Origin of the sequence: Duganella qianjiadongensis (assembly GCF_009857915.1) — a bacterium.
GTDB lineage: Bacteria > Pseudomonadota > Gammaproteobacteria > Burkholderiales > Burkholderiaceae_D > Rugamonas > Rugamonas qianjiadongensis.
In genome coordinates this window covers 156,151-168,700 of record NZ_WWCM01000005.1, presented here as the reverse complement: position 1 = coordinate 168,700, position 12,550 = coordinate 156,151, and the positions used below count along the sequence as shown (strand labels likewise).

The 12,550-nt window shown below is 59.9% G+C and carries 9 protein-coding genes and 1 tRNA gene; 4 read left to right on the top strand and 6 right to left on the bottom strand.

The window, feature by feature from the left end; genetic code table 11:
• Positions 1–211 precede the first annotated feature (211 nt).
• The 6 genes from clpX to GTP27_RS09455 all read right to left on the bottom strand — a co-directional run bounded on the left by clpX (position 212) and on the right by GTP27_RS09455 (position 8,251).
• Positions 212–1,480: an ATP-dependent Clp protease ATP-binding subunit ClpX gene (gene clpX, locus GTP27_RS09480; RefSeq protein ID WP_161038941.1), complete on the bottom strand. Its 1,269-nt coding sequence runs from the start codon at positions 1,478–1,480 to the stop codon at positions 212–214.
• A gap of 174 nt (positions 1,481–1,654) precedes the next feature.
• On the bottom strand, positions 1,655–2,272 hold the full coding sequence (gene clpP, locus GTP27_RS09475; RefSeq protein ID WP_371865907.1) for an ATP-dependent Clp endopeptidase proteolytic subunit ClpP: 618 nt from the start codon (positions 2,270–2,272) through the stop codon (positions 1,655–1,657).
• 74 nt (positions 2,273–2,346) lie between these two features.
• Positions 2,347–3,687 carry a trigger factor gene (gene tig / locus GTP27_RS09470; protein WP_161038940.1) on the bottom strand — a complete coding sequence of 447 codons (1,341 nt, stop codon included), beginning with the start codon at positions 3,685–3,687 and terminating at the stop codon, positions 2,347–2,349.
• A 32-nt stretch (positions 3,688–3,719) separates the two neighbouring features.
• Positions 3,720–3,806 (bottom strand) — tRNA-Leu (locus tag GTP27_RS09465).
• A gap of 219 nt (positions 3,807–4,025) precedes the next feature.
• The gene (locus tag GTP27_RS09460; RefSeq protein WP_161038939.1) at positions 4,026–7,118 is read right to left on the bottom strand and encodes an efflux RND transporter permease subunit; all 3,093 of its coding nucleotides are present in this window, start codon (positions 7,116–7,118) and stop codon (positions 4,026–4,028) included.
• Entirely contained in the window at positions 7,115–8,251 is a 1,137-nt protein-coding gene (locus tag GTP27_RS09455) for an efflux RND transporter periplasmic adaptor subunit (protein ID WP_371865906.1), read from the bottom strand. Before GTP27_RS09455 ends, GTP27_RS09460 begins: the two co-directional genes overlap by 4 nt.
• A gap of 156 nt (positions 8,252–8,407) precedes the next feature.
• Here GTP27_RS09455 and hpnC point away from each other — a divergent pair, with 156 nt between their 5' ends.
• The 4 genes from hpnC (at position 8,408) to GTP27_RS09435 (ending at position 12,543) form a co-directional block, all read left to right on the top strand.
• Positions 8,408–9,250, top strand: coding sequence for a squalene synthase HpnC (gene hpnC, locus GTP27_RS09450; RefSeq protein ID WP_161038937.1), 843 nt, complete (start codon positions 8,408–8,410; stop codon positions 9,248–9,250).
• A 97-nt stretch (positions 9,251–9,347) separates the two neighbouring features.
• A complete protein-coding gene (hpnD, locus tag GTP27_RS09445; RefSeq protein ID WP_161038936.1) occupies positions 9,348–10,181 on the top strand; it encodes a presqualene diphosphate synthase HpnD in 834 nt (277 codons plus the stop codon).
• A 67-nt stretch (positions 10,182–10,248) separates the two neighbouring features.
• Positions 10,249–11,580 (top strand): hydroxysqualene dehydroxylase HpnE, encoded by a 1,332-nt coding sequence (hpnE, locus tag GTP27_RS09440; protein WP_371865908.1) that lies wholly within the window; start codon positions 10,249–10,251, stop codon positions 11,578–11,580.
• A 129-nt stretch (positions 11,581–11,709) separates the two neighbouring features.
• A complete protein-coding gene (locus tag GTP27_RS09435; protein WP_161038934.1) occupies positions 11,710–12,543 on the top strand; it encodes a DUF1700 domain-containing protein in 834 nt (277 codons plus the stop codon).
• Positions 12,544–12,550: the final 7 nt, after the last annotated feature.

Sequence of the window (12,550 nt, the reverse complement as noted above, 5' to 3'; positions counted from 1 at the left end):
CTCATATACAAAGAAAAATAACGTCTGACGATATGACTCTAGGAGTAGCAATCAATCAGGTAAATAAAAAAGCCACGCGTGACAAACGATGCTGTCACGAGTGGCTTTCCGTTTGAAGCCTGCTTACTCTTATTGAGTCAAATTGTACCGCCTTGCCTCGCAGATGCGAAATGAAATTTGTCGAAGTGCGCGGCAAGTGTGCACAAGTTAATTAATTCTCACCAGAGGCTTTGGCGGCTTCTTCATAAATCAGCAATGGTTTGGCACCACTGGTAATCGTATTTTCATCGATAACCACTTTGGTGACATTGCTCTCATTCGGCAGTTCGTACATGGTGTCGAGCAGCGCGTGTTCCAGGATAGAACGCAGGCCGCGCGCCCCCGTCTTGCGGGCCAGCGCCTTCTTGGCGATGGCATGCAGCGCGGCTGGACGCACTTCCAGTTCGGCGCCTTCCATGTCGAGCAGTTTGGCGTACTGTTTGACCAGTGCGTTTTTCGGCTCGACCAGAATCTGGATCAGCGCCTCTTCCGTCAGCTCGGCCAGCGTGGCAACCACGGGCAGACGGCCCACCAGTTCGGGGATCAGACCGAACTTGATCAGGTCTTCCGGTTCCGCTTCCTGCAGCACGTCGGAAGCGCTACGCTCTTCCTTGCTCTTCACGGTGGCCGAGAAGCCGATGCCGGATTTCTCCGAACGGTCGGAAATCACTTTGGCCAGACCATCAAACGCGCCGCCGCAGATGAACATGATGTTGGTGGTATCGATCTGCACGAAGTCCTGGTTAGGATGCTTGCGGCCGCCTTGCGGTGGCACGGAAGCCATGGTGCCTTCGATCAGCTTCAGCAGCGCCTGCTGCACGCCTTCACCCGACACGTCGCGGGTAATCGACGGGTTATCGGATTTACGCGAAATCTTGTCGATCTCGTCGATATAGACGATGCCGCGCTGGGCTTTCTCGACGTCGTAGTTGCAGCTTTGCAGCAGCTTCTGGATGATGTTTTCCACGTCCTCACCCACGTAACCGGCTTCGGTCAGGGTGGTGGCGTCGGCAATCACGAACGGCACATTGAGCATGCGCGCCAGCGTCTGCGCCAGCAGAGTCTTGCCGGAGCCGGTAGGACCGACCAGCAGGATGTTGCTCTTGGCCAGTTCGATATCGTCTTTCTTGCCCAGATGCTTGAGGCGTTTGTAGTGGTTGTACACCGCTACCGACAGAATGCGCTTGGCAGTCTGCTGGCCGATCACGTACTGGTCGAGCAGATCCTTGATTTCGGATGGCGTCGGCAGATCCGACTTGGCGCCCGTGACGGACTCGATGGCCGACGTTTCATCACGAATGATGTCATTGCACAGATCGATGCACTCATCGCAGATGAAGACCGATGGGCCGGCGATAAGTTTCTTTACCTCGTGCTGACTTTTGCCGCAAAACGAGCAGTACAGTAATTTTTCGCCGCTGGAGGTTTTTTTGTCTGACATGGGGCTTTATCTAAGAGTTACAGTAGGATGCGCAGTGCATGACGAAGTTGCATATATACCAATTTAACTTCACCAACACTATACATCTACCTGACATGCTACCTGAAATAAAAACGAAACGCCCGAACGATGGATCGCCCGGGCGTCTTTTTTAGCAATGCTGTACTGGATGCATCAAGCCCGGTTGGTCAACATCTTGTCGATCAAGCCGTACTCTACTGCTTCTTCGGCCGACATGAAACGGTCACGATCCGTGTCTTTGGCGATCTGTTCCACGGTTTGACCCGTGCGTTCGGCCATGATGGAGTTCAGACGGTGGCGCAGATACAGGATTTCCTTGGCCTGGATTTCGATATCCGAAGCCATGCCCTGCGAGCCGCCCGACGGCTGGTGGATCATGATACGCGAGTTCGGCAGCGAGAAACGCTTGCCCTTGGCGCCAGCAGCCAGCAGGAAGGCGCCCATGGAGGCGGCCATGCCGGTGCACAGCGTCGAGACATCAGGCTTGATGAACTGCATGGTATCGAAAATCGCCAGACCGGCCGACACCGAACCACCAGGCGAATTGATGTAGAGCGAGATGTCCTTGTCCGGATTTTCGCTTTCCAGGAACAGCATCTGGGCGACTATCAGGTTGGCCATCTGGTCGTGCACGGGGCCGACCATGAAAATGACCCGTTCCTTCAGCAGGCGCGAGTAAATATCATACGAGCGCTCGCCGCGACCGCTTTGTTCGACCACCATCGGCACGAGGCCGAGCATTTCAGTGTCCAGCGCTGGATTACGGTTCATACCAGTCATTCTATTTCCTTGTGAAGCAGCATAAAGCCGGAATAGGCATCTTACCGCATCCGGCTTTTTCTGTATTACGCTTGTACGTTGCTTCCCATCAGCTCATCGAACGCTACTTCCTTCGACGAGGTTTTCGACAGGCCCAGCACGTAGTTAACGACGTTTTCTTCCAATACAAGGGCTTCGACTTCGGCCAGACGACGACGGTCGCTGTAGTAGTACTTCAGCACTTCGCGTGGGTCTTCGTAGCTCTGGGCGAAGTCTTCGATCTGGGCTTTGACCTGTTCAGGCTGGGCTTGCAGATTGTTTTCGTTCACCAGTTGCGACAGGATCAGACCCAGACGTACGCGACGCTCGGCTTTGTCTTTGAACAGTTCTGGCGGGAATGGCACGTCTTTCACGTTCATGCCGCGCTGCGCCATGTCCTGACGGGTCATTTCGGCCAGACGCTCGGTGTCCTGAGCGATCAGCACTTCTGGCACGTCCAGGGTGGCGGTCTTGACCAGCGCTTCCATCACGGCTTCTTTGTTGCGTGCTTTCACGCGGCCAGCGACTTCACGTTCCAGATTGACTTTGATGTCTTCGCGCATTTTAGCCACGTCGCCATCGGCTACGCCCAGCGACTTGGCGAACTCGGCGTCCACTTCCGGCAGGTGGGCCCATTCCAGTTTTTTCAGGGTGATGGTGAACGAGGCGGTTTTACCGGCCACGTCTTTACCATGGTAGTCTTCCGGGAAGGCCAGCGGGAAGGTCTTGGCTTCGCCCACTTTCAGGCCGACAGTAGCGGCTTCGAATTCTGGCAGCATGCGGCCTTCGCCCAGTACGAAAGCGTAGTCGTCAGCTTTACCGCCGGGGAATTCCACGCCGTCGATGGAACCGACGAAATCAACGGTCACGCGGTCGCCGTTAGCAGCAATAGCTTCTCCGCCGTCGCCGTGTTCGCCAGCTTCGCCTTTGGTGTGGAAGTGCACGCGCTGTTTGCGCAGGATGTCGATGGTCTTGTCGATTTCGACTTCCGATACGGCGGCTTTCACGGTTTCGATTTCTACCGTGGTCAGATCGCCGATCGCCACTTCCGGATACACTTCGAAGGTTGCGTCGAAGCTCAGGATGCCATCCACCGAACCTTCTTTAGGTTCGATGCGTGGGTAGCCGGCAACGCGCAGTTGCGCTTCGTTAGCGGCGTCGTTGAAGGCGCGGCCCACTTTATCGTTCAGCACTTCGGTTTCGATCTGATAACCGTATTGTGCGGCGACCATTTTCAGAGGAACTTTACCCGGACGGAAGCCAGGTGCCTTAGCCGTTTTGGCTTGCACTTTCAGGCGTTTCTCAACTTCAGCGCGGACCTCGGTCAGCGGGAAGGAGATCGTGATACGACGTTCAAGTTTGCCCAAGGTTTCGACTGCAGTTGCCATGTAAAAATCGTCCAAAAAATTAGTAATACTGTTGGTGCGAGGAGGGGGACTCGAACCCCCACACCATTGCTGGCGTCAGGACCTAAACCTGGTGCGTCTACCAATTTCGCCATCCTCGCGGCTTGTTTGCACAAAAGCAAAGGGCGATCCGTAAGTGAAAACGGTCGCCCTTTTCCTGCGTGACCGGTAGAAATCCGCAGGAGCTTTCAACTTCAACGCGGTATTCTAACGGGTTTTTCGGCGGAATGTGGTGATTTTTATTAGCTCACCAACATTCCCCTGCGATTCCGCCCGATTTTGCATATTTCATAGGCAAAACAGGGCGATTCCGGTCTGTGTCAGACAGTTTTGATGGGCTTTTTGACACGGAACCATGCTGCATACAAGGCCGGCAGGAACAACAAGGTCAGTGCCGTGGCCAGTATCAGGCCGCCCATGATGGCCACTGCCATCGGTCCCCAGAATACCGAGCGCGACAGCGGGATCATGGCCAGTGCTGCCGCTGCCGCGGTCAGAATGATGGGGCGGCAGCGCCGCACCGCGGATTCCACAATCGCATCCCACGGTTCGGCACCGCCGGCAATATCCTGCTCGATCTGGTCGACCAGGATCACCGAATTCCGGATGATCATGCCGAACAGCGCAATAATGCCCAGATTGGCCACAAAGCCCAGTGGCCGGCCCAGCACCAGCAGCGCCATGGCCGCCCCTGCCACACCGAGCGGCCCCGTCAGGAACACCAGCAAGGCACGCGAGAAGCTATGCAGCTGCAGCATCAGCAGCGTGAAAATAATAAAGATCGCCAGCGGCAGATTGGCCGCGATCGAGGCTTCGGCCGAGCCGCTATCGGCTGCTGCGCCCTTGACCGTAATCGCGTAGCCGGCCGGCAGTTGTTCGCGCAGTGCTTTCAGCTTGGGCTCGATCTGGCCCGACACGGTAGGCCCCTGTATATTGTCGGCCACGTCGGACTGCACGGTAATCGCCCATTCGCGCCCTTCGCGCCACACCACGCCCGGCTCCCAGACGAACTGGGCGCGCGCCACCTGACTCATCGGTACAGATTTACCATTGGCCGTAGGAATATTCGTATTATTTAATACGGTAATACTGTTACGTTCTTCCACCGGCTGACGGATCTGGATATCGATTAATTTGATGTCCTCGCGGAACTGGCCGATCGTGGTCCCCGACAGCACGGTGTTAGCGGCACGCATCACCGTCTGCGAACTGACGCCCAGCGCGCGCATCCGGTCCTGATCCAGATCGAGGCGCAGCACCTTGATCGATTCGTTCCAGTTATCGTTGACACCCACCGTGTTGGGATTGGCGCGCATGATGTCCTTGACCTGATCGGCAATAGCGCGCACCTTGGCCACCTCGCCACCGGTCACCCGGAACTGCACAGGATAGGGCACGGGCGGACCGTTAGGCAGCAGCTTGACGCGGCCGCGCACTTCGGGGAAATCGTGCTTGAAGACATCGACTATCTTGTCGCGCAACACCGTGCGCGCGTGCAGATCCTTGGGCAGCACGACGATTTGCGACACGTTGGTCTGCGGGAAAATCTGGTCCAGCGGCAGATAGAACCGGGGGCTGCCCGTGCCGACATAGCTGGTCACGCTGACCACGCCTTCCTGCTGGCGGATAAAGGCTTCGAATTTCTTCACCTGCGCTTCATTGGCAACATAGGTCGTGCCTTCCGGCGTCCACATTTCCACCATCAGTTCGGGACGACTGGAGTCGGGGAAGAACTGCTTCTCGATGAAATTAAAGCCGTACACGCCCAGCGCAAACACGGCCATCGACGCAACGATGGTGGTCTTGCGGAACTCCACACACCAGTTCACCGCAGCGCGGAAGCGGCGGAAACCCGGCGTATCGAACAGTTCGTGTCCATGGTCGCCTGCCGCGTGCGGCTTCACCTTGAGCAGCACAAAACCGATGTAGGGGGTAAACACCACCGCCACCACCCACGAAATCACCAGCGCCAGTGCATTCACCGAGAACAGCGAGAAGGTGTATTCACCAGCCGCCGACTTGGCCAGACCGATAGGCAGGAAGCCTGCCACCGTAATCAGTGTGCCGGTCAGCATGGGAATCGCCGTGGACGTGTAGGCATACGTTGCCGCGTCGAAGCGCGACATACCTTCCTCCATCTTGCGCACCATCATTTCCACCGCGATGATGGCATCGTCCACCAGCAGACCCAGCGCGATAATCAGCGCACCGAGCGAAATCTTGTGCAGGTCGATGTCGAGCATGCGCATGCACAGGAAGGTGACCGACAGCACCAGCGGGATGGTCAGCGCCACCACCAGACCGGGCCGCACATCGAGGCGGAACGGCTTGCTGTGCAGGCCCAGTGCCACAAAGCTGACGGCCAGCACGATCAGCACGGCCTCGATCAGGGTATGGACAAATTCGCCCACCGAGGCTTTCACGGCTTCGGGCTGGTCGGACACGCGTTCGAGCTCGATACCTACGGGCAGCTTGGCTTTCAGCGCCGCCACCTTGGCTTCCATATTCTTGCCCAGCACGATGATGTTGCCGCCCTTCTCCATCGATACGCCCAGGCCGATCACGGCCTTGCCGTTGTAGCGCATGGTGTTGCCGGGCGGATCCTGATACTGGCGCTTGATGGTGGCAAAATCGCCCAGACGGAAGGCGGTGCCATTGGCGCGCAGCTCCAGATTTTCCAGATCTTTCAGGGTTTTCAGTGCCCCCGTCACGCGTACTTGCAGATTATCGGTAGGCGTGACCAGCACGCCGCTCGCTTCCACCGTATTCTGGGTGGCGATCTGGTTGGCGATCACCTCGATCGGCACGCCCAGCTGGGCGAATTTGTGGTGCGAGAATTCGATATTGATCTTCTCGTCCTGCACGCCGAACAGCTCGACCTTGGACACCAGCTTCACGCCCAGCAGCTGCTGGCGCACGAAATCGGCGTAGTCCTTCATCTCGGCATAGGTATAGCCGTCGCCGGACAGCGCAAAGATGGAACCGTAGGTATCGCCGAATTCGTCATTGAAGAACGGCCCCTGCACGCCCGATGGCAGAGTGCCGCGGATATCGCCTATCTTTTTGCGCACCTGATACCAGGACTGCGCCACATCCTTGGGCGGCGCCGATTCGCGCAGCTTCAGAATAATGGTGGTTTCGCCCGGCTTGGAATAGCTGCTGATCTCGTCGATATCGGGCGTTTCCTGCAGCTTCTTCTCCAGCTTGTCCGTCACCTGCTCAGCCATCTGCAGGGAAGTCGCGCCCGGCCACATGGCGCGTACCACCATGGCGCGGAAGGTGAACGGCGGGTCTTCATCCTGCCCCAGATTGCTATAGCTGAGCATACCGCCTATCAGCAGCACGGCGATCAGGTAGCGGGTGAGCGGAATATGCTCTAGCGCCCAGCGTGAAAGGTTGAAGCCGCCCTTCATTTAGTGCTCCCGGCCGCTGCCGCAGCTACTGGGGTCGCAGCCGGCAAATCCTGCCCCAGTATCTTAACTTGCTGACCGGGTTTGAGCAGGTTGACGCCCGCCGTCACCACGGTCTGCCCTGCTTTCACGCCGCTGGCCAGCACTATATCGTTGCCGACTGCGCCGCCTACCGTTACCGGCACCAGTTTCACGGCATTGCGCTCCACCAGCCACACCGAAGTGGCCGATTTTTCGTAGTACAGCGCCGTCAGCGGCACTTTGATCTGCGGCGCCGCCGTCTTGGCATTGAACTGCACCACGGCAGTCATGCCCAGTTTGGCGTCTTCCAGCGAGTCCGGAATGGTGACTTTGACAGTATAGGTACGGGTAGCGGCGTCGGCCACCGGCGAAATTTCACGGATCTTGCCCGGCACAGTGCGCTGCGGGTCGGCCCACAGGCGGATCTGGACATCGGAAACGCGGCGCAGACTATCCACCTTGTCTTCCGGCAGGCCGATCACCACTTCTTTCTCCCCCTGCCTGGCCACCCGGACGACTGGCGTACCGGCCGCTACCACCTGCCCCACTTCCGCATCGACGGCCGTGACCACGCCATCGATATCGGCCACCAGCGCGCTATAGCCAGCCTGATTGGACTGGCCGCGATAGGCTGCCTGGGCAGCATCCACATTGGCCTGGGCGGCTTTGAAACTGGCATCCTTGGAATCGAGCACGGCGGCGCTGACGAAGTTCTTGGCGCGCAATTCCTGATAGCGCTTGAGTTCGGCCTGAGCCAGATCGCGGTTGGTTTCGGCCGAGCGCAGCCCGGCCAGCGCCTGCGCCTGCGCCAGTTGCAGGTCCTGCGGGTCGAGCTGCATCAGCAGCTGGCCTTTTTTCACCAGTGTGCCAACATCAACCTTGCGTGCCACGATTTTGCCGCCCACACGGAAACCGAGGCGGGACTCTACTCTGGCCCTGACTTCGCCGGAAAACTCGGCATCGACGGCCACATCGCTCGTAGCGAGTACCATGGCGCGCACGGGACGTATCTCCTCCGTCTTCTCGACGGGTTTGGAGCAGCCGGCCAGCATGGCGACCGCAAAAGCAACAATAGTGAGGGGGGTGATCTGACGCTGTCTGGTGAAGGCGGACACGGTTTCTTCCTTTAGCTTGCTCTGGAGTGTAGATGGCACTAATATTACGATTTGGAAATTAATGACTTTCCGTTAATTTATTATAAGCCGAGCCCTTCCGTTTGCAAATGACTTTGGCGTCATTAATTTTAAAATCTGCTTTTAGGCTTCGCTTTTATGCCGGTTGACCACTACGAAAATTTTCCCGTTGCCTCGATTTTGCTCCCCGGCCGCCTGCGGCCTGCTGTTGAAGCCATCTACGCTTTTGCCCGCAGTGCCGACGATCTGGCCGACGAAGGCGATGCCACGCCCGAGCAGCGCCTGGCTGCGCTAAGCGCCTACGAAGCCGAACTGGCCCGCATCGACGCTGGCGCCGACAGCACCGATGCCATGTTTGCACGCCTCGCCGAGGTGATGCGCCGCCACGAACTGCCGATCAAGCCGTTCTACGAGCTGCTCTCGGCCTTCAAGCAGGATGTGCTGGTCAGCCGCTACCAGACCTACGATGGCCTGCTCGACTACTGCTCGCGTTCGGCCAATCCGGTCGGCTACCTGATGCTGCACCTGTACGGCGCCGCCGATGAGGAGAATGTGCGCGATTCCGACGCCATCTGCACTGCCCTGCAACTGATTAACTTCCTGCAGGACGTCGCCATCGATCTGCAGAAGGAACGCATCTACATCCCGCTCGAAGACTTAAGCCGTTACGCCATCTCCCCCGCCGCGCTGGACCACCCGAGTGCGCGGCCACGCTGGCGCTCGATGATGAAGTTCGAAGTGGAACGGGCCCGCGCACTGATGCTGAGCGGCGCGCCGCTGGCGCTGCGCCTCAAAGGGCGCATAGGTTTCGAGCTGCGCATGGTGGTTCAGGGCGGCCTGCACATCCTCGACGCCATCGAAGCCGCCGAATACGACGTCTTCCTGCACCGCCCCAAGCTGGGCAAGCGCGACTGGCTGCGCATCTTCTGGGCTGCAGCGCGCATGAAAAAGCAGATGCGCCTGATCTATGGCCTCGCCTGAGCACCACACTATGGCGAATATCGGCGGACTGGCGGCCCACAGGCCAGTCCATTACCGATAGAATAGCGGCTTCCAAGTCATTCTTGTTTTTTTATCCATGTCTCCCGACGACTACTGCCAGCAAAAGACCGCACAAAGCGGCTCCAGTTTCTACTACAGCTTTCTGTTCCTGCCGCCGGAACGTCGTCGCGCCATCACCGCCCTGTATGCCTTCTGCCGCGAGGTGGACGATACCGTGGACGACTGCACCGACGAATCGGTGGCGCGCATCAAGCTGGCCTGGTGGCGCAAGGAGATCGCCAATATGTATGCGGGTCAGCAGAGCCATCCCGTGACCCAGGCGCTGCAGCCCCATCTGGCGCTGTACGATCTGAAGCAGGAACACCTGCAAGCCATCATCGACGGCATGGAGATGGACCTGAACCAGACCCGCTACCTCGATTACGCGGCCCTGAGCAAATACTGCTGGCATGTGGCCAGCGTAGTGGGCATTCTGTCGGCCAGTATTTTCGGCGCTACCCGTCCGGAAACCCTGCGCTACGCCGAGAAGCTGGGGCACGCCTTCCAGCTCACCAATATCATCCGCGACGTCGGCGAAGACGCCCGCAAGGGCCGCATCTATTTGCCTATCAACGAGCTGCAGCAGTTCAATGTTACTGCTGCCGACCTGCTAAATGCCCGCCACAGCGAGAAGTTCGAGCAGCTGATGGCTTTCCAGACTGCCCGCGCCCAGGCTGCTTACGATGAAGCCTATGCCCTGCTGCCTAAGGAAGACCGGCGCGCCCAGCGCCCCGGCCTGATGATGGCGGCGATATACCGCACCCTGCTCACCGAAGTCGAAGCGGACGGCTACCACGTGCTGACCCAGCGCATTTCACTCACGCCTATCCGCAAGCTGTGGCTGGCGTGGAAGACCTACCTCCGTGGTTAAGCCGGCGTACGAGCAGCGCGGCAGCGGCGCAGCGGGCAGCAAGCCGGGCGCGCCTGCCGTTGCCGTCATCGGCGGTGGCTGGGCCGGCTGCGCCGCGGCGGTAGAACTGGCCAGCGCCGGCTACAAAGTCACCCTGCTGGAAGCGGCGCGCACCTTGGGCGGGCGAGCGCGCCGTATCGAAACCGACCGGCGCCAGCTCGACAACGGCCAGCACATCCTGCTGGGCGCATATCGTTCCACCCTGAGCCTGCTGCGCCGCATCGGTGTCGATGCACGCACGGCCCTGCTCACGCTACCGCTGCAGATGCGCTATCCGCCTGATAGCGGCGGCATGGATTTTATTGCGCCACGCCTGCCGGCGCCGCTGCACCTGGCACTGGCCCTGCTGCGCGCCGAGGGCTTGAGCCGGGCCGACAAACTCAGTCTGGCCCGCTTTTCCAGCACCGCGCGCTGGGCCGGCTGGCAGCTCAACGATGACTGCAGCGTCAGCCAGTTACTGGAGCGCTGGGAGCAGAGCGAGAACCTGATCCGCCTGATGTGGCGCCCGCTCTGCCTGGCCGCACTCAACACCCCGCCGGAGCGCGCTTCGGCGCAGATTTTCCTGAATGTGCTGCGCGACAGTCTGGGCGCAGCGCGCAGCGCGTCCGATATGCTGCTGCCGCGCCATGACCTGAGCCGTTTGCTGCCGGAAGCGGCGGCCAGCTATGTGACGCAACGGGGCGGCTCGGTCCGCACCGGCGCCAGCGTCAAGGCGCTACGCTCGATCGAAGGACGGCTGTGGCAGCTCGATATCAGCGGTGCGGCCGTGGGCGGCAACTGGAGCACCTATTTCCCCCACGTGGTGCTGGCGACGGGCGCCAGTCAGGCCGCCGGCCTGCTGCATGCCATCCCTGATTGCGATACCAGCGCCATCTGCCAGCAGCTGACGGCGCTGGAGACGGAAGCCATTACCACCTGCTACCTGCAGTATGCTCCCCAGGTCCGGCTCGCGCAGCCCTTCTTCGCGCTGGCCGATGACGCCAGCCTGCAGCGCTGGGGCCAGTTCGTGTTCGACCGCGGCCAGCTCGACGACCAGCAGCAAGGCCTGCTGGCCGTGGTCATCAGCGCTGCAGGCGAAGCGGCGGCCCTGCCGCAGGAAACGCTGGCCCGTGCCATCGCCGCGCAACTGGCCGCAACACTGCAGATGCCGCAACTGCAGCAGCCCGGCTGGTTCAAGGTGATCACGGAAAAACGCGCCACCTTTGCCTGCACGCCGGGGCTGCTGCGGCCGGGCCATGCCACCGGACTAGCCGGGCTGCTGCTGGCAGGCGACTACACGGCGGGCGACTATCCTGCCACGCTGGAGGGAGCCGTCCGCAGCGGGCTGGCAGCAGCCCGGGCTATTACGGCGACCGTCTAGATGGTGTTTTCTGTCGTCTATGCCCGGATTTCTGCATTTCATCCCATGTTCATAGCAACTGGACGGCGATCCCGATAAAGTAGCAGCATAGGCCACATTGCAAACGATTGCTACGCAACACAAGCGAATATGAACAAGCAGGCATACCTCGAACAACTCAGACTGGCGCTGCAAGGTCTGCCACCGCATACGGTGGCCGCCGCACTGGCCGACTACGAGCAGCGTTTCATCGACGGACTGGTAGCGGGACGCGGCGAAAGCGAGATCTATCAGGAACTGGAGCCGCCCCGTCAGGTGGCCATGGCCTTGCGCACGGCGGCCCATCTGGATGCCCAGCTCCATGGCGCGGGCGCCGCGCCGGCAGCGGCGACGCCAGCCAGAAAGCGCCCCTTCCATCTGCTGCGCACACTAGGTTCGCTGATCGGGCTGGTGCTGTTCAACCTGTTCATGGTGATCCCGGCTGCCGTGTACGCATCGCTGCTGGCTGCCGTGTACATCTCCGCGTTTGCCTTCTACATCGGCGGTATCGCGCTGGTGTCTAGCGGCCTGTCGGGCCAGAACGAACTGGCGCTGGAAGGCCCGCTACGGCATATCATGAGCTACACCAGCAGCCACTTCGATAGCGACGAGGAGCAGCAGGCGGGCGAAGGCTGGCGCATGACCATAGACAGCATGGGCGTACAGCTGCATCCGGATACGGCCACGCCGGCCAGCAGCAGCGCTGACGAAAACCTGAGCCGTGGCGGCCGCCTGCTCAACCGGGCCGAGGCCGTCGCCGCGGGCGACCTGCACATTACCACCGACTTCGATAACGGCGCCCGCACCACCCAGAGCCTGATCGGTTTCGGCCTGATACTGGGCGGTATAGGCTTCTGCCTGCTGGGGGTGGTGCTTAGCCGCTACACCATGCTCGGCCTGAAACGCTATGCCGCCGCCAATCTCTCGCTGCTGCGCGGCCACTAGGAATTCT

Bases quoted from the DNA above. Each gene is read 5' to 3' on its own strand.
- clpX (WP_161038941.1), bottom strand. From the start codon at position 1,480: ATGTCAGACAAAAAAACCTCCAGCGGCGAAAAATTACTGTACTGCTCG.
- clpP (WP_371865907.1), bottom strand. From the start codon at position 2,272: ATGAACCGTAATCCAGCGCTGGACACTGAAATGCTCGGCCTCGTGCCG.
- tig (WP_161038940.1), bottom strand. From the start codon at position 3,687: ATGGCAACTGCAGTCGAAACCTTGGGCAAACTTGAACGTCGTATCACG.
- GTP27_RS09460 (WP_161038939.1), bottom strand. From the start codon at position 7,118: ATGAAGGGCGGCTTCAACCTTTCACGCTGGGCGCTAGAGCATATTCCG.
- hpnC (WP_161038937.1), top strand. From the start codon at position 8,408: ATGCCGGTTGACCACTACGAAAATTTTCCCGTTGCCTCGATTTTGCTC.
- hpnD (WP_161038936.1), top strand. From the start codon at position 9,348: ATGTCTCCCGACGACTACTGCCAGCAAAAGACCGCACAAAGCGGCTCC.
- GTP27_RS09435 (WP_161038934.1), top strand. From the start codon at position 11,710: ATGAACAAGCAGGCATACCTCGAACAACTCAGACTGGCGCTGCAAGGT.